Annotated in this window: 14 protein-coding genes and 2 tRNA genes; 12 read left to right on the forward strand and 4 right to left on the reverse strand. The window is 45.6% G+C overall.

All coding sequences use genetic code 11. The features are described 5' to 3' along the window. The first annotated feature begins 128 nt into the window (after positions 1 to 128). Positions 129 to 1826 (forward strand): methyl-accepting chemotaxis protein, encoded by a 1698-nt coding sequence (locus MKY28_RS02115; RefSeq protein WP_340934646.1) that lies wholly within the window; start codon positions 129 to 131, stop codon positions 1824 to 1826. 147 nt (positions 1827 to 1973) lie between these two features. On the opposite strand, the gene asnB is transcribed toward MKY28_RS02115, so the two are convergent. Next, positions 1974 to 3818: an asparagine synthase (glutamine-hydrolyzing) gene (asnB, locus tag MKY28_RS02120; protein ID WP_036673522.1), complete on the reverse strand. Its 1845-nt coding sequence runs from the start codon at positions 3816 to 3818 to the stop codon at positions 1974 to 1976. Positions 3819 to 4010: 192 nt separating this feature from the next. Here asnB and MKY28_RS02125 point away from each other — a divergent pair, with 192 nt between their 5' ends. Both MKY28_RS02125 and MKY28_RS02130 read left to right on the forward strand, forming a co-directional pair. Next, complete coding sequence (locus MKY28_RS02125; RefSeq protein ID WP_017692581.1) at positions 4011 to 4310, forward strand: hypothetical protein; 300 nt, start codon at positions 4011 to 4013, stop codon at positions 4308 to 4310. 31 nt (positions 4311 to 4341) lie between these two features. Further along, a complete protein-coding gene (locus tag MKY28_RS02130; protein WP_076211283.1) occupies positions 4342 to 4698 on the forward strand; it encodes a hypothetical protein in 357 nt (118 codons plus the stop codon). A gap of 171 nt (positions 4699 to 4869) precedes the next feature. Here the strand turns inward: MKY28_RS02130 and MKY28_RS02135 are convergent, their stop codons facing one another. Beyond that, on the reverse strand, positions 4870 to 5163 hold the full coding sequence (locus MKY28_RS02135) for a DUF4870 domain-containing protein (RefSeq protein ID WP_339185932.1): 294 nt from the start codon (positions 5161 to 5163) through the stop codon (positions 4870 to 4872). 292 nt (positions 5164 to 5455) lie between these two features. Here MKY28_RS02135 and MKY28_RS02140 point away from each other — a divergent pair. The 3 genes from MKY28_RS02140 to MKY28_RS02150 all read left to right on the forward strand — a co-directional run bounded on the left by MKY28_RS02140 (position 5456) and on the right by MKY28_RS02150 (position 10857). Further along, positions 5456 to 5529, forward strand: a tRNA-Arg gene (locus MKY28_RS02140). Between the two features lie 201 nt (positions 5530 to 5730). Continuing rightward, positions 5731 to 6516 (forward strand): class I SAM-dependent methyltransferase, encoded by a 786-nt coding sequence (locus MKY28_RS02145; protein ID WP_340934650.1) that lies wholly within the window; start codon positions 5731 to 5733, stop codon positions 6514 to 6516. Between the two features lie 381 nt (positions 6517 to 6897). Continuing rightward, positions 6898 to 10857, forward strand: coding sequence for a S8 family serine peptidase (locus MKY28_RS02150; RefSeq protein WP_340934653.1), 3960 nt, complete (start codon positions 6898 to 6900; stop codon positions 10855 to 10857). 128 nt (positions 10858 to 10985) lie between these two features. Here the strand turns inward: MKY28_RS02150 and MKY28_RS02155 are convergent, their stop codons facing one another. Together MKY28_RS02155 and MKY28_RS02160 are read right to left on the reverse strand one after the other, a co-directional pair. Further along, positions 10986 to 12215, reverse strand: coding sequence for a CynX/NimT family MFS transporter (locus MKY28_RS02155; RefSeq protein WP_047841195.1), 1230 nt, complete (start codon positions 12213 to 12215; stop codon positions 10986 to 10988). A 625-nt stretch (positions 12216 to 12840) separates the two neighbouring features. After that, positions 12841 to 12914: transfer RNA gene (locus MKY28_RS02160), tRNA-Arg, on the reverse strand. A 189-nt stretch (positions 12915 to 13103) separates the two neighbouring features. On the opposite strand from MKY28_RS02160, the gene MKY28_RS02165 reads away from it, so the two are divergent. The 6 genes from MKY28_RS02165 (at position 13104) to lonB (ending at position 20939) form a co-directional block, all read left to right on the forward strand. Beyond that, positions 13104 to 14084: a hypothetical protein gene (locus MKY28_RS02165; protein WP_370511445.1), complete on the forward strand. Its 981-nt coding sequence runs from the start codon at positions 13104 to 13106 to the stop codon at positions 14082 to 14084. Between the two features lie 138 nt (positions 14085 to 14222). Further along, a complete protein-coding gene (gene tig / locus MKY28_RS02170; RefSeq protein WP_338706911.1) occupies positions 14223 to 15563 on the forward strand; it encodes a trigger factor in 1341 nt (446 codons plus the stop codon). A gap of 379 nt (positions 15564 to 15942) precedes the next feature. Next, positions 15943 to 16533, forward strand: coding sequence for an ATP-dependent Clp endopeptidase proteolytic subunit ClpP (clpP, locus tag MKY28_RS02175; RefSeq protein ID WP_340934658.1), 591 nt, complete (start codon positions 15943 to 15945; stop codon positions 16531 to 16533). 12 nt (positions 16534 to 16545) lie between these two features. Continuing rightward, entirely contained in the window at positions 16546 to 17799 is a 1254-nt protein-coding gene (clpX, locus tag MKY28_RS02180) for an ATP-dependent protease ATP-binding subunit ClpX (RefSeq protein ID WP_036605887.1), read from the forward strand. A 120-nt stretch (positions 17800 to 17919) separates the two neighbouring features. Next, the gene (gene ispG / locus MKY28_RS02185; RefSeq protein WP_017692591.1) at positions 17920 to 19017 is read left to right on the forward strand and encodes a flavodoxin-dependent (E)-4-hydroxy-3-methylbut-2-enyl-diphosphate synthase; all 1098 of its coding nucleotides are present in this window, start codon (positions 17920 to 17922) and stop codon (positions 19015 to 19017) included. A 167-nt stretch (positions 19018 to 19184) separates the two neighbouring features. Continuing rightward, positions 19185 to 20939, forward strand: a complete 1755-nt coding sequence (gene lonB / locus MKY28_RS02190; RefSeq protein ID WP_340934661.1) for an ATP-dependent protease LonB — start codon at positions 19185 to 19187, stop codon at positions 20937 to 20939. Positions 20940 to 21006 lie beyond the last annotated feature (67 nt).

A 21006-nucleotide genomic window follows, 5' to 3' on the forward strand; every position in this document is an offset into this window, starting at 1 on the left:
TATGAATAGTATTTGTACATATAATCGCGAATTATATTTTTAATTGGGTCTAAAGTCTCAATTTAATTGAAAGGAGGGTGGATGTAGGAAGTATCATGCACGTTATCTGAACTTTCGGGGGAGTACACATGAAAAAAATCTCAATTAGCCGTAAATTACTTATGGGTTTCTCATCTGTGCTGTTATTATTGGTGGCTATAACGGTTATAACATATACGCAGTTTATAGCCGTTGAGAAAACGTATACAGAATTAATTAATGATAGAACAAGCAAACTATTACTCATTAAAAATATGTCGATTGATCTTAAATCACAGCAGATTGCTTTGAGAAATTATATTCTGGAAGACAGTGCGGAGAACGAACAGGCATTTAATAAAGCTTATGAAGATTACATAGCATTAAATGAAGAATTAAAATCATCAGTTTCAAGTTCAAAGATGAAAGATTACCTTTCACGATCGGATGAAGCGATGAGCCAATATTATGAACTTGCGCAACAGATTATGACATTGACAAGACAGGGGAATAACAGTGAAATCTCAAGATTACTGAAGGATACAGCCCCAAGTCTGATCTCTGAATTTGAAGGCATTGTGGAAGGTATGGAAACGCATCAACAAGATGCCATGAACTCAGGCGTTGTGGAGGCTAATCTTCAGATTGTGCAGGTCCTTAGGTGGATTGCAATTATTGGAGTGGCTTCTCTTCTAATCGGGGCACTTGTGGCGTATGTCATTGGCAGAATGATATCCTTGCCTGTTGCTGCTATTGCCCAATCCGCGAGCCGGATTGCAGACGGAGATCTGACTGGTGAGCCTATTGTGGTCCGTAACAAGGATGAGATTGGTGATCTCGCCCAAGCCTTTAACATCATGTCTGCAAATTTGCGTACACTCATTCATCAGGTAGGAGACAGTGCAGAACGGGTAGCTGCCTCTTCAGAGGAGTTGACTGCAAGCACCGAACAGACAGCAACCGCCACAGAGCAAGTGGCCATCACAATGGGTGAGATTGCAACAGGTATGGATACACAGGTTCGAATGGCGAGTGATGGATTCCAGACGATGAATGAGTTAACGACAGGCTTTCAACAAGTTACGGAGAACACACTCCATATGTCTGAAGAAGCTACCAAAGTCTCCGTAAAAACAATATCGGGTAGCGAGTCAGTTCAGTCTGCGATAGGTCAAATGAATTCTATACAAGGGACGGTGTCGAATCTGTCGGTCGTGATCCAGGAACTGAGCAGACACTCTCAGGATATTGTGAAAATGGTGGACAGCATCTCGGAAATATCAGCACAGACGAATCTCCTATCCCTTAATGCTGCTATTGAGGCTGCACGAGCTGGCGAACAGGGAAGAGGGTTTCAGGTTGTTGCTACAGAGGTTCGGAAGCTGTCTGAGCAGTCTGCGCTTTCTGCTAATCAAATTGTTCCATTGGTGGCATCGATTGAGAAGGGAATGCGAAATGCTGCTGAATCTATGGTGGTTGTATCCGCAGAGGTTCAAGAGGGGATTACACTTGTTCACCAGGCGGGAGCCACATTTGATGAAATTCGTGAGGCGGTTGGGGGCGTAGCGGGGCAAACCCAGGAAGTCTCTGCTTCAATTGAGCAAATGTCAACAGGGGTAGAACAGATTAATAGGTCTATGAAAACAATCATGGAAGTGACCGAAACGGGGGCCGCCGGAACAGAAGAAGTGAGTGCATCTTCTGAGGAGCAGTTGTCTGCGATGCAGGAGATTGCTTCCGCAGCCAATGATCTCTCCTTGATGGCAGAACAGTTGCAACAGACCGTCAGTCGTTTCAAAGTGCAATAAATTGAACTGAGTGGAATGTGGATGAAGAACGAGCGCATACGTACAGAGATTCTTATAAAAAAGTAATAAAAGGGTGTCCAAACACAGTAGTTACTGTTTGGGCACCCTTAAATAATTCATCATGTTGAATCAATACATAACATGATCTTAACGAATAGCGACTTTATATGTCCGCAACCAGGTATTGATCTGAGTCAGATATGCAAATAACTGTGGCCCAGACATTAACTGTCCGAACCAGGGAAGATTGGAAGCTGCATCTGGTGAAGACGCAAGATTCCGGATCTGAGTTTTGTCGATCAAAGGCAAAATCGGCGAAGTGGGATCATCCAGGATATCAAGTACCTGCTGTTTGACCGCGGCCAGATATTGCGGATTATGTGTTTTCGGATACGGACTCTTTTTGCGATATAACACATCGTCAGGCAGGACACCTTCGAGTGCTTTACGCAGAATACCTTTTTCCCGTCCGCCCGTTATTTTCATTTCCCAAGGGATGTTAAACACATACTGGATCAGACGATGGTCACAGTAAGGTACCCGCACTTCCAGTCCTGCCCCCATGCTCATCCGGTCTTTGCGATCCAGAAGTGTAGGCATGAAACGTGTAATATTCAGGTAGGACATCACCCGCATTTGTGCAGCTTTACCTGTTTCCCCATCCAACAGAGGCACTTCAGCCACTGCATCCGAATAGCGGTCTGCCAAATAATCGAGTGGCCGAATCCATTCCCGAATATCCGGGGATAACAACGCTGCTCGCATATCAGGTGCTACAGACCACGGAAACGTACCGGAGTTCAGCATATCTTCTCGATGGAACCAGGGGTAACCGCCAAACACTTCATCCGCTGCTTCGCCTGAAATGGCAACGGTGGCCCCTTTTTTGATTTCTTTACAGAACAAATAGAGCGAGGAGTCTACATCTGCCATACCTGGCAGATCCCTGACTAACATGGCCTGTGTCAGTGCATGAATCAGTTCTCCGTTCTCAATCTCAATCCAGTGATGGTCGGTCTTGAGTTCATCCACCATTCGCTTAATCCAGGGTCCATCTGCACCCGGCTGAAAGGAATGCGCCTGGAAATGCTTGGCGTTATCCACATAATCGACAGAATACGTACTGATTTGGCCTTGCCCGGTTCGCTTGTAATAATCCACGGCTAATGCAGACAAGGCGCTGGAGTCCAGTCCTCCTGATAAAAGAGAGCATACTGGAACATCCGAAGCCAACTGGCGCTCCAGTGTATCTTGCAAGAGAGAGCGTACCTCTGCTGCCGTCTCTTCCAGGTTATGTTCGTGGTTCTGGCTTTCCAGTTTCCAGTAGGCATAGGTTCGGATACCGTTTCGGTTATAGATCAGCGCGTGCGCAGGCTTGAGTTCGCTCAGTGAAGAGTATACGCCGTGTCCTGGTGTCCGTGCAGGCCCTACGATAAATACTTCGGCCAATCCTTCCGGGCCAACAGCGGCTTCCACATCAGGGTGAATAAGCAGAGCTTTGGGCTCTGAACCAAATACGAGAGTGTCTTTGTTATTACTGTAGAACAGAGGTTTCACGCCAAGGCGATCTCTTGCGATAAAAACCTGTTCGCGTCCCCCATCCCATATGGCAAAAGCAAAAATACCGTTAAACCGGTCAACACATGCCGGTCCCCACTCAATATAAGAGGCGAGCAACACTTCCGTATCACATTGCGTGCGGAACTGATGCCCCCGCTGGAGCAATTCCTTTTTCAACTCGGGTGCATTGTATAGTTCTCCGTTATACACGACGGTATAGGAGGTATCTCCCTGTAACGCATGCATGGGCTGTGCGCCGTTCTCGGGGTCCATTACACTAAGACGCCGATGTCCAAAGGCACAAGGATTGGAGATCCATGTACCTGAAGCGTCGGGCCCCCGGTTCGACAAGCTATCCGTCATACGGACCAGCAGCTCTGATTCCTGGGTCAAATCCCGATTCCACTGTATGAAGCCGGTAATACCGCACATGGTTTGTTCATCCTTTCTTGGTCGAGTCATTCATCCGTATGGCTGCTTAGTTACTGGCAACCAGCAAATGTTGTCTTTTCGTCAGAGGTCGTAACAAATATATGCCGAAAGCAGGCATAAAATGTCTGTCCTCTTCGGAAACTAGTTCTAGGGACAACGGCCTCAACATGCCTGTGAAGGAGAGAACATGCAATGGACAGTATGAAGTATTATGTGTCTGTCATGGGCCGCTCCGTTATTCCGGATCCGTCGGTAACATCATATGAATGGATCATTCAGGCAACGCCGCAGGAAGCGGAGCAATTACTGGGACTGCTGAGCCTCATGCAGGAAAAGGAGGAAGAGGCCTTTCCTGGCATGGTATTCCCATGGCCAGATACACCGGAGGAGTCCGTAAACCGAGCTTATGAAACGGTATTACAACAGGTGTATCGAGAGATTTACCGATTGGGCACACCAGAGACACGATACCAGATTGAACAAAGTACATGATAAGCACAAAGGAAAAGGAGCGCGATGACGAATGTATGCCATTCAAGATGCCAAAATACGCAGATTAACCGAGGTGGATGGATTGTCTTGTGCAGAGGTTGAAGTGCAGCCTGGAAATGCCGGAGATCCGTCGTTACTTGTATACGTGGCCTCAACACAGCCCGGAAATTCGCTGGAAGTTGTTCGGATTGTACGCAATCACTCCGATTCGGCGATCGACTGGTATAACAATAATATGCATACTGCGTTTGAAGAGGCGACAGATACCGCATTTGAGAACAGCGAAGGTATGACAGTCGAAGAAGATAAGGCTCGGTTTCAAAGTGAATTGTTTGCCTTTGGTTTGCTTGGTCCAACACTTCAGCGTTATCTGATCGGGCAGGCTTAACAGGTAACGCTCCAGCAACACATGTGGCGATAGTGGGATAGAGTTCGATGTTGAGCTATATGTAGATGTGACCTGTTGCTGGTTGCTCTGACTGTATCTGTAACTGGAAAAACCCGCCGTTGTTGAACGGCGGGTTTTGTTATGCGATGGTCAGATCAGGTGGAGATGTGATCAAGCATACTCGCGCAGCACTTGAATCCCTTTAACCACATTGTACACAAAGCTTAATCCGTAAATCACAAAGAATAGAATGACAAACCCGACGGCGGAACCCAGACTATGCGCAGTTACGAAGAAATAAAATAACGGAATGGCAGCGAGAAAGGGGAATACATGTGAGAATAAGGCGCGTTTCGCATGTCCCTCAATGTAATCATCCTTGGCAAGAATCCATATAATGATCGGAAACAGGAACGGGGCAAAGAAAATACTGAAATAGGATAGGGCTGATAAAAGCTGTCTCATGACGATTCTCTCCTTCAATGGATCATTGAAATGTATGTATGCAAAAGATTACCCAGCAATTCTGACATTGAAAATGTCTGATGTTAATCTTACTCTAAATGTCCCAATCTCCTCAATATAACCTGGTTCAAGCTATCATATTCTCAAAGGGGCTGGAGTATGAGAATAACACCGAAAAGTACATATTTGAGCCCGCATTTAAGTATAATTATTAATTTTTTTATAAAACTATTGAAAAATATAGAAATCAGAGTATAATGAGAACCGCGCCGAAAATTTATTATACATATTTGTCTCAGTAGCTCAGCTGGATAGAGCAACGCCCTTCTAAGGCGTCGGTCGGGGGTTCGAATCCCTCCTGGGACGTAAAAAAAGAAGAAGCTTCCTTCGGGAAGCTTCTTGTTTTTCGTTCAGGGGAAGAGAACCCTCCAATGGTTCGTTGGAGCATCCGCTTCGTTAGCGCTTTTATTGGTTATACCTATAAACAATATAGAATTTATATATTTAAATAATAAATAATTCTATGCCACAATGAGGATATCAATAACGAAAGCGACGGTGGTATCCATGAAATCATTAAATCAATGGCAACCAGATGAGTATGACAACAAACTGGCTTTTGTGTCCGGATACGGCAAAAATCTGATCTCGTGGCTTCAACCCCAAAAAGGGGAATACATTCTTGATCTGGGTTGCGGGACGGGGGATTTGACGCATGAAATTTCTCTGGCCGAAGCTGAAGTTATTGGTATGGATGCATCGACGGACATGATTCGCCGTGCGAGGAAGAAATTCCCTGAACTTGAGTTCGTGGAAGGAGACGGTCATCAGTTTGAGACGAATAGACTATATGATGCCGTCTTCTCCAATGCAGCCCTGCACTGGATGCGAAGCCCGCGATTAGTGGTGGATAGTATATGGAAATCGTTGAAGCCCGGAGGGCGTTTTGTAGCAGAATTTGGTGGTAAAGGGAACGTGCAGACCATTGTGAATGCATTAGAGCAGGTTATGGAGCGAAACACGGGCATTCGTGCATCGGAACGCAATCCTTGGTATTTTCCTTCGATCGGAGAATATAGCCATATTTTAGAGCAAAGTGGATTTATGGTGCGTCATGCCTATCACTATGACCGTCCTACCAGACTGGCAGATGGTGAGCAGGGTATAGTAGGCTGGTTGGCTCATTTTGGAGGCGACTATTTTGCAGGTCTCAGTCATGAAGAGATACAACAAATATGCCATGAAACCAGTCAAATCGTGATGCCTCACCTTTGGAAAGAAGATGCGATGTATGCCGATTACAAGCGCCTGCGTATTGAAGCCGTGAAGCCAGAATCAAGTAGAATTTTGTGACATGTAGCAATTTTTATCGATGTTAAACGAATTATCGTGATTCTTTGTATACTAATTACGCTTCCCCTATACACCAAGAGCCTCTTTCGGATAAAGAGGCTCTTGGTCTTTTTTTGATGCATTATTTTAAAAATGAAATATTCAAACGACAAATAATTACAAATGGATATTTTTATCATACTCAAGACCCATATAAGTAATTTCTATATCATATTTGTAAGTAATTAGAAGGAAAATGTGGTATTTTGATAGAATAATTTACCAAGGGTCAATCTTCTTGCAGAAAGGCGGTGAAATTGGAGTGTGTATTGCAGTACGCACAAACACAGCAGGAACCCATCATTTGGTGACGTATTCACATTTAAAAGGAGGGGCAAAGCCTTGAGTAAACGATTGATATCGACGTTATTAAGTGTTCTGATGGTCTTTTCCATTATTCTCCCCGCGGCTGGAGCCGCTCCCACAGATTCAGTTATTCAGCTTGACAACTTACCCAGTACAGCCGAAGCCAAACAATGGAGAGAGATTCTTGCAGGACGGGAAGCAAAACTTGCCGCAGATCCATTTTTGGATAAAAGCTTGGAAGGTCTGGGTGGCGAGAACACCCGAGTGATCGTTGAGCTTTCCAATAAACCTGTTGCAGTAGCGCAAGGTGAATCAACCCTCTCCGGAAAATCTTTTACCTCCTCTATGGAAACAAAGGCTGTGACTCAAGTTGAGCAACAACAACAGTCATTTGTACATAGCCTCACTCAGAAGAAAATCAAACATGAAGTATTGGAAGAATATGCATATGCCCTGAATGGTGTAGCGATTGAGCTTAAAGGAAACCAGGTGGGACAATTGCTTCAAATACCTGGCGTGGTCAGCGTATATCCTGACCTTGAAGTTACAATAGCGCCAGAGACAGATGAAGTGAACCCATACATGAAAGACACAGCGCCTTTTATTGGTGCACCTGAAGTATGGGATCTGGGTTACAAAGGAAATGGCATTAAAGTCGGAGTCATTGATACAGGGATTGACTATGAACATCCTAATTTGCAGGATGCTTACAAAGGCGGATGGGACTTTGTTGGAAACGACAATGATCCGTATGAAGCGACATATCAAGAATGGAAAGCTTCGGGTGAACCTGAGTTCAATGCTACTGGAAGCGCCTATTACACATCTCACGGTACGCACGTAGCGGGTACCGTTGCTGCTCGCGAAGCAGGGGACTACGGTATTGTTGGTGTGGCTCCTGAAGCAGATATCTATGCTTACCGTGTACTTGGACCGTATGGTAGTGGTCAAACCTCATGGGTACTCGGCGGAATTGATCGTTCTGTTCAAGATGGCATGGACGTAATTAATCTCTCGTTAGGTAACGCCGCCAACGACCCGAGTTATATTACTTCGGTTGCCCTGAACAATGCGATGTTGTCTGGTGTGACAGCGGTTGTAGCAAGTGGTAACAGTGGACCTAACCGTTATACACTCGGTTCTCCGGGTGCGTCTGCAATGGCCATTACGGTAGGTAACTCTACAGGACCTAGCCAGCTGATTACAGCCGATACTCACTTCTGGATTGGTGAGGAAGGCGAAGAGGCACAACCTGAACAACAACCGGTGCCAGAGGTTGAACAATCTCCTGAACTGGGTACGGCACCTGGAACAGAAGAGCCTGAAGGTTCAGAGCAAGATGTACCCGCAACTGCTGATGAGGAAAGTGCATCGGCTGTGGAGGACACAGTTTCTAACGAAGCTGAAGTTCCGAATGTAGAAGAGGTTACAACAGAAGAGAATACTCCATCTGCATCACCTTCTGCACCTGTTGAAGCTTCTCCTGAAGCTACTCCTGTGGAAGAAGAGTCTGTAATTGCTCCGACTGAAGCTCCACTGGCTATTACAGAGTCGGTTTACCGTCTGGATCTGATGGGATGGAGCCTGTCAGCAGACCCTGAAACTGTTTTGACAGGGAAATATGAGCTTGAATATGGAGCACTGGGTAAGCCAACTGATTTTGAAGGTAAGGATCTTACAGGTAAAGTGGCATTAATACAGCGTGGTGAAATCGCATTTGTAGAGAAAATCGCCAATGCTAAAGCAGCCGGAGCCTTGGCTGTTATTGTATATAACAACATTCCCGGTCCAATCGGTGTAAGTCTGGGAGATAACTTTGAACTTATTCCAACACTGAGCATGTCCAAGGAAGATGGAGATGTGATCAAGGCTGAGCTGGACGCAGGCCAAGCCGTTGAAGTGAGCTTTAGTGATTTTGAACGTTCCCAAACTCCGGGCGATGAAATGAGTTCATCCAGTTCACGTGGACCTGCAAAGGTAACGCTGGATATCAAACCGGATATTGTTGCACCAGGTACAAGCATTTTGTCTACCATTCCTGCGTACGGCAAGGATGAGCCAGACGCAGATTACGCACAAGCTTATGATCGTAAATCAGGTACAAGTATGGCTACACCTCATGTAGCAGGTTTGATTGCGTTGCTGATCGAGAAGCATCCGGAATGGACACCATTTGATATCAAAGTTGCACTGATGAACAATAGTAAAGTGCTGGATACAACCAAGTTTGATGTATTTGATCAAGGTGCTGGCCGTATTCAGGCTGTCAACACCATTGATCCTGCTGCTTTTGTCAAAGTGCTTGATGTGACTCAATACACAGAAAGTGGCTCTGTTGTTGAAAAGGAGAATATCACCGGAAGTATCAACTACGGTAATTTCTTAAGTACAGATGAAAAGACGATTACCAAAACGATTAAAGTTGAAGCGCTGAATGGTAGTGGCGGGGATTACACCGTAAATGTGAATCCAACTCGTAACGTCGCTGGTGTATCCGTTGCGGTAGACAAGAGTTCCTTCACACTGAATGGTGAGGAAGAACTTGCAGTAACAATCACCGTTCCAAGAGGGGTTACTGCGACTACAGAAGCACAAGGATACATTGAATTCTCAAACGGAACCAATACTTTTACTGTGCCATATGTTGCTCATTTCAACGTTACGTTGAGTGGGGTTAAATATATTGAAACCGTAAAAGGCACTGAAAAAAATCCATTCCACTATCCATTGAAGGCTGATGGTACGTTGGATACCCTTAATGTAGCGATGGAATTCTATAATCCAATGACTTTTGCCCTGATTGAGATCTATGATGGTCTTAATCCGGAAGGTGGATATTATCAAGATGGTTATATCGGCTCCATCTTTGGTAACTATTTTAACTTCAATGCCAATGCAAGATACAACCTTGCTTGGGACGGCTCATATGCAGATTACACAACCGATGAAGTGACTGAGATTCCGGATGGTTTATATACCGTAGACATCACTACTATTGGTACGGACGGCAAAACCTATAAGGAAGACACTTCGCCATTTTTGGTGAAAAAGACAGCTCCGGCTGTAACTGCACCAGAAGCGTTGGAGTTCAAAGAGGATGAGTCTGCTGTCCTTAACGGTAGCGTGGAAGACTTGTACTTCCGTGTAGCTCCTGCGCTTGCCAGCGGATGGGACATCACGTTTGATCCGGCCGCTTCTCTGGAAGCAACGTATGTTGTGAAAAAAGAGGATGGATCGGTTTATAAAGAAGGAGTCTTTGAAGTACAAGCTGATGGTACCTTCAACCTTTCTTTGGAGGGAATTGAAGCAGGCGAGTATGCTGTTGAACTTACAGTAAAAGACCAACAGGGGCTTTCGGGTACAGCCAATACGGCACTGAAATTGGAAGCCGTGGAGACCGAACCTGAAACTCCGGCAACCAAGGCCCCAGGTACGCCTGTATTGTCTCACAATAACTGGGTAGGCAACGGCTTACCAGAGGGCGCGTATATCGTTACAATGAACCTGTGGTGGGGCGAGAACGCAACTAGCTACAAGTTATATGAGGACGGGGTTTTGGTTGATACACAAAAGCTGACTTACAACGCACCTTGGGCGCAGTTTGCTCAGACGAAGATCACGGGCAAAGCCAATGGCACGTATACGTACGTGGCTGAGCTGACCAACGACAAGGGAACAACGCGTAGTCAGACGTTGACTGTTCGGGTTACCAACGCAACGCCAGGCAAAGCGGTTCTTTCTCACGATAACTGGGATGGCGATGGCAATTATAAGGTGACCATGAACCTGTGGTGGGGGACCAACGCTACAGAGTATCGTCTCTATGAAAATGATAAGTTGATCGATACGCAAGAACTCCGTTCGGCTACACCTTATGCACAAAGTGCTGTGACTACACTGTCCGGGAAAACATCGGGCACGTATACGTATCGGGCAGAGTTAATTAACGCAGGCGGTGTTACCAGCACAGACACGATTAAGGTAAAAGTGAAGTAAGTTCATTCCTCATTGAAATTGATTAAAATGGATTCAATTAATGAAGGAATTGTTCTATGCATAAACGGCCTCCATCCTGATTTGCAGGATGGAGGCCGTTTTGTTTTTTTTATAAATGAATTGTATGACTAACCGATCATTCTATTTTTGCTGGCCTGAATCCCTGCGATTAGCAAAGCGATGGCCAGAATGACCTGTATTAGCAACGGCAGGGTCCATCCTTTTGTCCAGTCATGAAGCATACCGAACAGTAAAGGTCCAATTGCCGCTAGCATATATCCGAAGGACTGGGCCATACCGGACAGGCTGGCAGCTTGTCTGGCATCTTTTGTGCGAAGGACGAAGAACATCGTTACCATTCCAAATGAAGCTCCAGCGCCTATTCCTGCCAACGTGACACCAATGGTAACGAGCGAAGCGATGCCACTTAACAATAAAGCATACCCGACAATTAAAGAAGAGCACGTAATCGCGGTTAGAACACGCTGATCTCGCGTTCGGCCGGCGAGGATTGGAACGATAAAGGTAGCCGGTACACTAACCATCTGCATTAGGGAGAGCATCCACCCTGCTGAGGTGGGGCTGAATCCTTGCTCAGCGAGAATCTCGGGAAGCCAGGTAATCGTTGTATAGAATATTAGAGATTGAAGACCCATAAATAAAGTAATGAACCAGGCCAGGGAAGAGGTCCGTAGACGTACAGGTGTCCCTTCACTCTGTGTGGCTATGAATAACATTCGCTGACGTCCTGCGGCGATCTGGGGGAGCCACAAGAGAAGCGCCAATATGGACAACAAGGCCCACATGCCTAACGAAGCACGCCAACCCATAGATGTGGCTCCTGCTACGGGCACACTCACACCTGAGGCGATGGCGCCAAATATGTTCATGGATACAGAGTATAATCCGGTGACGATACCTACCCGTAATGGAAAATCACGTTTGATCAAACTTGGCAAAAGCACGTTGCTTAATGCAATGCCGCACCCCAAAATTGCGGTTCCTGCATATAAGGAAAGAACGGAAGGCAACAAGCGTAAGGCCACCCCAATGGTTACGATCATAACAGCCAATAGCAGAGCAGATTCGAGTCCTAAACGTTTGGCAAGACGTGGTGCAAAAGGAGAGACTGCTGCAAAGGCGAGCAAAGGAAGTGAGGTCAGAAGCCCGACCATCGTATGGCCGATACCTGTATCTGAGCGGATCATCTCCACGACGGGACCGGTTGCGGTGATCGGTGACCTCATGGTAGCGGCGATGACGATAATGCCTGCTAATAACAGGCCGAATCTTTTTGATGTCGAAGAATGTTCTTCCTCAGTATGGATAGATGAGTGTTGCTGTATTGAAGATGACATTGATAAAATCTCCTGTTTCCTAAGAAGTTAATATGTATGGATTGTTACATTACCCACTGGGTAAGCATAACATTCTATGTCAATATTGAGCAATGAAATGAAAAAACACCCAATCGACAATGGGTGCCTTGACTACCCTGTGAACTCTAACGAATCCACGTGGTCTTATAATGGGTAAAACGGCTATTTTCAAATTCTAACGAACCTCAGCGACGTTAATCAGGCTATGAAGTGCAGATAAGTGAGTTAACACCCCGGAAGGCGAAATAAGCTCTCTCAGATTCGTTAGAATTCCACAATGCTGAATTTGGAGCAAATAAAGTGTCCTATGTTCGTTAGAATATCGATACTTCAACGTGTTGCTTATAGAGTGATCAAATGCGTGCGCTCCAATACAGCGACATAGAGCATGTAACGAAGTGGATGCTCCGACGAACTGTTGGGGTTCTCATCCCTAGAACGCAAAAGAAGCTTCCCGAAGGAAGCTTCTTTTTATACGTCCCAGGAGGGATACTCTCCTTGCAGTCGAGACTGCGAAGTGGTGCTAACGAAGTGAATGCTCCGACAAACCGTTGGGGATCCCCAGAACGCAAAAAAACTTCCCGAAGGAAGTTTCTTTTTAATACGTCCCAGGAGGGATTCGAACCCCCGACCGACGCCTTAGAAGGGCGTTGCTCTATCCAGCTGAGCTACTGAGACATGAATTTTTTCAAGCAAAATTGATTTTATCATATGCATACAGGAATATCAAGCATTTTATTTTAAACTATTTTTCGTATATGATATTTGGCGGCAGTAACGTTTTTTTCATTATATTTAAGGTTATGTTAGAATATCAGGAGAACTCAGAAAATAGATCAACAATCGTTTTAATATATACATCTATTTATGTTGATTCCGACTGGAGATTCAGGATATAGAGGAGGTGCTCCCATTAAGGAATCCACGACCCCGGAAACCGAGCATAACAACAATATTGTGCTGTTTCCTAAGACGCTGGACTATTACCAGATTCAATTGACAGTTATGCTTGAAAATGAACGGTATGGTGAAGCGATGAAATTGCTTCACTTTTTGCTGCAATGTCAGGGACAGGAAGAGCGCCATTACGATGAATGGCGGGCCCTGCTCGAATGGCTTCAGGCTGCGTTTCCTCAATATGAAGAAACCTCGCCTGCCGTTCTTGAAGAACGAGAAGAGGAAGAAGAGATTAGTGAGGAGGACATGGCACGGCAGCATGCCCGAATGAAGCTTGAACAGGATGATGGTTATGCAGATAAGATGCTTCGCACAGTAATGGAAGAGCCGCTGTCTGAACAGACGATGCTGGCTTTGGAGCAGTTGGCCTATCTTGATCTGCCGAAGATTGACGAGGCTCTTACCAGTTGGTTAAAAGATAAGTCGCTTCACCCTCTGCTTCAATTTCGGGTGCTGCAAACCTTGCGTCGCCGAGGTGTTCAAGGTATGATCCTGTTTACGAGAGGCGAAGAGCAGGTTGAAGTCGAGATCGACACCGTGCCTCTTAGACCAGAGGAATTCCCGCTCCAAATTGTTCAGATTCTGGAACGAGTGGCAGATCAGACGGAGGTTCATGAACCTACGCTCTTTTATTTTGCCCAGGAACTGTGGATACAATATGTCATGGCGGTGTATGGAACCCGTGATTATGTATCGATGCTGGAAGAAAATGATTCCATGACAGATATATGGGCAGCAGCTCTACATATGACCGTTGCAGACAGTCTGGGTGGTTCGCATGATGAGGAAAATACCCGCTCAATGTATGCTGTGACAGGCGCGATGCGCTTTCGACTGGAGCAGGCTTATCGTTCCATGAAACAGTTTGTATCTGCCGGTTTGGATGGTTAATCGAGGCCGGAAACGTTTTCCTTAAACTGTATCAAGGGATTCCCCTTGAAAAAGAATCTAATCTTGTTTATACTAAAATGGTTATTTTGTACGTGATTGCCTACGTGAACATGTGAATTTTGGAGGGGAAAGTATACAATGAAAGCAACTTGGGAAAAGATAGAGAAGAACCTTGGGGTTCTTGAGGTTGAAGTGGATGCAGATCGTGTAACTGCAGCACTCGACAAAGCTTTTAATAAAGTGGTTAAACAAGCAAACGTACCTGGATTCCGTAAAGGTAAAGTACCACGTTCCATTTTCGAAGCACGTTTTGGTGTAGAGAGCCTTTATCAAGAAGCAATCGACATTTTGCTTCCTGAAGCTTATACAGAAGCAATCGACCAAACGGATATCTTCCCGGTTGATCGTCCTGACGTAGATGTTGAACAATTTGCTAAAGGACAAACATTCAAGTTCAAAGCAAAAGTAACTGTGAAACCTGAAGTTACTCTTGGTGAGTACAAAGGAATCGAAGTTGCTGTAGCAAAAGGTGAAGTAACTGAAGCAGAAGTGACTGAAGAACTTGAGCGTCTTCAACAACGTCACGCTGAACTCGTTGTAATCGACGAAGGTTCCGCTGCTAACGGCGACGTTGCAGTAATCGACTTCGACGGTTCCGTTGATGGTGTACCTTTCGAAGGTGGACAAGCTGAGCGTTATTCCCTGGAACTGGGTTCCAACACATTCATTCCTGGATTTGAAGAGCAAGTTGTGGGTCTGTCCACAGGTGACTTCAAAGACGTAGAAGTGACTTTCCCAGAGAGCTACCATGCAGCAGAACTTGCTGGCAAACAAGCGGTATTCAAAGTGAAAATTCACGAAATCAAACGCAAACAACTTCCTGCATTGGATGATGAGTTTGCTAAAGATGTTAGCGAATTCGACACACTTGAAGAGTACAAAGCTGACCTGAAAACACAATTGGAATCCCGCAAAGCTGACGAAGCCAAAGCTGCACAAGAAAATGCAGTTGTAGAAAAAGTGGCTGAAAACGCTGAAGTGGACATTCCTGCTGCAATGGTTGAGAGCGAAGTACAAAACATGATGCGTGATTTCGACAACCGTCTGCGTAACCAAGGTATGAACCTTGAAATGTTCCTGAGCTTCTCTGGCCAGACTCAAGCTGACCTGAGAGGGCAAATGCAAGAAGATGCTTCCAAACGTGTTCGCAACAACCTGGTGCTTGAAGCTGTAGGTAAAGCGGAAAACATTGAAGTATCTGACGAAGAAGTGAATCAAGAACTCGAGAAAATGGCTGAATCTTACAAGCGTCCTGCTGATGAGATCCGTGGCATCCTCGAAGGTAATGGTTCCTTGGACAGCCTTCGCGATGAAGTTAAACTGCGTAAAACGATTGATGTTCTCCTTGAGAACAGCACAGTTGTTGAACCGGTTGAAGCTCCAGCTGAAGAAGTTGTTGCAGAAGCTGACGAAAAATAAGACAAGCTGTTATCAACTTGTCAGTTGAATAAACGATAAGGCACGTGAATTATTGCGTGCCTTATTTTTAAATTATGACATCCATTTTATAGAAAATGAAGTAATTATATGGATGAACACTAATTTTATTGATCCGCGTACACTTTTTACATACCTATGTACTTCATGCAAATAAAAAACGGCAAGACGGCATAGGATGGCTTCAATTTGCACATACATAGAAAACATGGTTAAATATGATCAGGCTAAAAAAGTAAACAAATTGATGTCTCACCCCTCTTGTGAAAAATGACATTGTCACAGGAAAGTGTTAGAATGAATTTGGGTTTGCTTTACAGGTGGCCTATGTCTAATTACATGTAGAAAAGAGGTTGGTCTCATGAGTCTGGTGCCAATGGTTATAGAACAAACCAATCGAGGCGAGCGGTCTTACGATATATATTCACGTTTGCTGAAAGATCGCATTATCTTTCTAACCAGTGCGATTGATGACGATGCAGCCAATCTTGTCATAGCACAGCTTTTGTTTTTGGCAGCCGACGATCCTGAGAAGGATATCAGCTTGTACATTAACTCACCTGGTGGTTCTGTCACCGCAGGGATGGGTATATACGATACGATGCAATTTATCAAGCCGGATGTATCTACCATTTGCGTAGGGATGGCAGCAAGCATGGGCTCGTTATTGCTGACAGCCGGTGCACCTGGCAAGAGATATGCGCTGACAAATAGCGAAGTAATGATTCATCAGCCGCTTGGCGGCATTCAAGGACAGGCTGCGGATATTAAGATACATGCAGAATGGATTATTAAAACACGTCAGAAACTGAATCAAATATACGTCGATCGTACGGGTCAGCCTCTTGAGAAAATTGAGCGGGATACCGACCGTGACTTCTTCATGAGCGCTGAAGAAGCTAAGACGTACGGCATTATTGACCAGGTGCTCAGTAGACCGATCAATTCCTAAAGGGGTGGTTTCATGTTTAAATTTAACGATGAGAAAGGGCAGTTGAAATGCTCTTTTTGCGGTAAATCTCAGGAGCAGGTACGCAAGTTGGTCGCTGGACCAGGCGTGTACATCTGTGATGAATGTATCGAACTTTGCACCGAAATCGTTGAGGAAGAACTTGGTCATGATGAAGAAGTAGACCTGAAAGATATTCCGAAACCAAAAGAAATTCGTAATATTCTGGATCAATATGTTATTGGACAGGAACAAGCGAAAAAATCATTGTCTGTTGCGGTGTATAATCACTACAAACGGATCAACACGCAAAGCAAGATCGAAGACGTTGAATTGTCAAAGAGTAACATTTTGCTGTTAGGACCAACAGGTTCTGGTAAAACGTTGCTTGCGCAAACGATGGCAAAAATTTTGAATGTTCCTTTTGCTATTGCGGATGCTACGTCATTAACAGAAGCGGGTTATGTAGGTGAGGATGTAGAGAACATCCTGCTCAAACTGATTCAAGCTGCTGATTATGATGTGGAAAAAGCAGAGCGTGGCATTATTTATATCGATGAGATTGATAAAGTAGCGCGTAAATCCGAAAACCCATCCATTACTCGTGATGTATCGGGCGAAGGTGTGCAACAGGCTCTCTTGAAAATTCTTGAAGGAACTGTGGCTTCTGTACCACCACAAGGTGGCCGTAAACACCCTCATCAAGAATTCATTCAGATCGATACAACAAACATCCTGTTCATTTGCGGCGGTGCCTTTGATGGTCTGGAGCAAATGATCAAACGCCGGATCGGTAAAAAAGTCATTGGCTTTAATACCGTTTCTGAGCAAAAAGATCTGAAACCAGGTGAATACCTGGGTATGGTATTGCCGGAAGATTTGCTGAAATTTGGTCTGATTCCGGAATTTGTAGGCCGTCTGCCAGTCATCTCCACTTTGGAGCCGTTGGATGAAGATACGCTGGTACGGATTCTTTCCGAACCAAAAAACGCGCTTACCAAACAGTACCAAAAACTGCTTGAACTGGATAATGTGAATCTGGTCTTTGAACCAGCTGCATTGCTTGCGATTGCAAAAGAAGCAATTAAACGTAACACAGGTGCACGTGGATTGCGTGCCATCATTGAAGGTATCATGCTGGAAATCATGTATGAAGTGCCTTCACGTGAAGATGTTACGAACTGTGTCATTACCGAGGAAGTTGTTGAGAAAAGAGTCGTGCCTGAACTAAGCCAATCGAAGGACGATAAGCAGGAAGAGAGCGCCTGATATAGGCCTCAATCCCGTTGAACTCTGAAATATAGACTTGTCAGTTCTCCACTTTGGCAGAAGGCGAATTTTTGTCTCTGTCAGGGTGGAGCTTTGACGTTGTGGGGAGAGAAATCACTCATGTATTTAAGACAGGATACACGTCCCGTGAAAGTGGGAAACGTAACGATCGGTGGCAGTAACGAAGTCATTATCCAAAGTATGTGTACAACCAAAACGGCAGACGTTGAAGCAACGGTTGCAGAGATTCTGCGACTGGAAGAAGCGGGCTGTCAAGTGGTACGTGTAACGGTGAATAATGAGGAAGCTGCCGCAGCCATCAAGGAAATCAAAAAACGCATTAATATACCGCTCGTAGCGGACATTCATTTCAACTATAAGCTGGCTTTACTTGCGATTGAGAACGGCATCGATAAAGTTCGGATTAATCCAGGTAACATCGGTAAACGTGCAAAAGTGGAAGAAGTGGTTAAGGCTTGTAAAGACCGCGGCATTCCGATTCGGATTGGAGTAAATGCGGGTTCTTTGGAAAACCATCTCCTTGAGAAGTATGGGTATCCTACGGCAGATGCTATGGTAGAAAGTGCATTGTATCACATTGGTATTTTGGAAGAGCTTGATTTCCATGATATCATCGTGTCTCTCAAAGCATCGGATGTGCCGATGGCAATTGAGGCATATACCAAAGCAGCTCAAATCATTCCGTATCCGTTGCATCTCGGGATTACCGAAGCAGGTACACTGTTCTCCGGTACAATCAAAAGCTCCGCAGGTATGGGAGCCTTATTGTCTATGGGTATTGGTTCTACGATGCGGATCTCACTGAGTGCGGACCCGGTAGAAGAAATTAAGGTCGCTCGTGATCTGCTCAAAACATTTGGACTCATCACAAATGCAGCTACATTGATCTCCTGCCCAACGTGTGGACGTTTGGATATCGACCTGTTCTCCATTGCCAACGAAGTGGAAGAGTATATCTCCAAACTGAAGGTGCCGATTAAAGTATCGGTGTTGGGTTGTGCGGTTAATGGTCCAGGTGAGGCCAAAGAAGCGGATATCGGCATAGCCGGTGCTCGTGGAGAAGGTCTCTTGTTCCGTCATGGTAAGATGATTCGTAAAGTGCCTGAAGAAATCATGGTTGAGGAATTAAAAAAAGAGATCGACAAAATCGTCGAAGCCTACGAAGAGACAGGTGTTATTCCTGGTCGTTCGCACTGATTGATTCATATCTTGTTATAACAAAAGCTCGCCAGCGATGGCGGGCTTTTTATTTTCTCGCATACAAATTCCGTATCGCCCGTTTACGTCGCGTTGAAAAGGCTATACTACCAAGTATTAGCATGATCTCATATGAGAATAGCGACAAAATAGGAGGATGTGAAGACATGGAATTTGGTATGGTCATCATGTTGATTCAGTTATTTTTTGGAGTGGTGATTGGTTTGTATTTCTGGAACCTACTGCGTGGTCAGAAAACGAACCGCAGTGCCGTTGAGCGAGAATCTCGCAAGGAAATGGAGAAGCTGCGTAAGTTGCGTTCAATCTCACTCACCAAGCCGTTGTCGGAGAAGACGCGTCCAGCTACCATTAACGATATTGTTGGGCAAAAAGACGGGCTGCGTGCCCTTAAAGCTGCTTTGTGTAGTGCTAATCCGCAACATGTTATCATTTATGGCCCTCCCGGAGTCGGGAAGACAGCTGCGGCAAGGGTCGTTTTGGAAGAGGCTAAGAAGAATCCAACATCTCCTTTCAAGCCAGACGCGAAATTCACGGAGTTGGATGCAACAACAGCCCGTTTTGATGAACGTGGTATTGCGGACCCCTTAATTGGTTCGGTTCATGATCCGATATATCAGGGAGCAGGAGCTATGGGCGTTGCTGGTATTCCCCAACCAAAACCGGGCGCTGTGACGAAAGCGCATGGGGGAATGCTTTTTATTGATGAAATTGGTGAATTACATTCGATTCAGATGAATAAGCTGTTGAAAGTATTGGAGGATCGCAAGGTGTTTTTGGAGAGTGCGTACTATAACTCGGAAGACACGCATACTCCTGCTTATATCCACGATATTTTTCAAAATGGCCTGCCGGCCGATTTCCGCCTGGTTGGAGCAACGACACGTTCGCCTCATGAACTGCCACCAGCTTTGCGTTCCCGCTGCATGGAAGTTTATTTCCGACCTTTGTTGCCTGAGGAGATTGGGCGAATTGCAGAGGATGCTGTCCAGAAAATAGGGTTCAGTCCATGTCCGGATGCCGTTGATGTGGTCAAGCGATATGCAACCAATGGACGTGAAGCGGTCAATATCATCCAGCTGGCTGCTGGACTTGCGCTGACAGAGAAGCGTGAGACGCTTCAGGCATCCGATGTGGAGTGGGTGGCGGGTAGCAGCCAGATCCAGCCACGGCCTGACCGGAAGGTCCCTTCAGAGCCACAGGTGGGTTTTGTTAACGGCTTGGCGGTATATGGACCGAATATGGGAACCATTTTGGAGATCGAAGTGTCTGCTGTTCCGGCTCTTAAAGATCAAGGCCGAATCAACATTACAGGCGTTGTGGATGAAGAAGAGATTGGAGGCGGTTCGCGTACACTCCGGCGAAAAAGTATGGCCAAAGGCTCGGTTGAAAATGTGTTAACCGTATTAAAAGCCATGGGTATTCGTCCGAATGATTACGATTTACACGTGAATTTCCCAGGTGGGACGCCTATTGACGGTCCATCCGCCGGGATCGCCATGGCGACTGCCATTACATCAGCCATTCAGAGGCGTCCTGTGGATCATGAGACAGCGATGACTGGCGAGATCAGTATTCATGGTCGGGTTAAGCCTATCGGTGGCGTGCTAGCCAAGGTGGAGGCTGCCTTTCAGGCAGGAGCGAAGACCGTTATTATTCCTGCGGAGAACTGGCAGTCCATTTTTGAGAATCTGGATGGCTTGCGCGTTATCCCGGTAGATACGGTACAGGACGTATTCCGTGAAGTGTTCGCCTGGGTCCCGGAATCACAACAGATGGAACAAACGAAGCTTGCAGAGGAGACAGTTGCACCTGCACCGGAGATTTTTCCGCCGGCATCCGCTTCCTATTTGCGTGCGGACGTGCCTCGTCCAGGACAGGTTACAGATTCGGGAAGCTGCTAAGCGCTTCCCTTCATTGGTTTTTTATGTGAACATTTGATAGAATAATGAATGACTACAACCTGAGAGC

Origin of the sequence: Paenibacillus sp. FSL R5-0473, assembly GCF_038004565.1 — a bacterium.
Lineage (GTDB): Bacteria > Bacillota > Bacilli > Paenibacillales > Paenibacillaceae > Paenibacillus > Paenibacillus amylolyticus.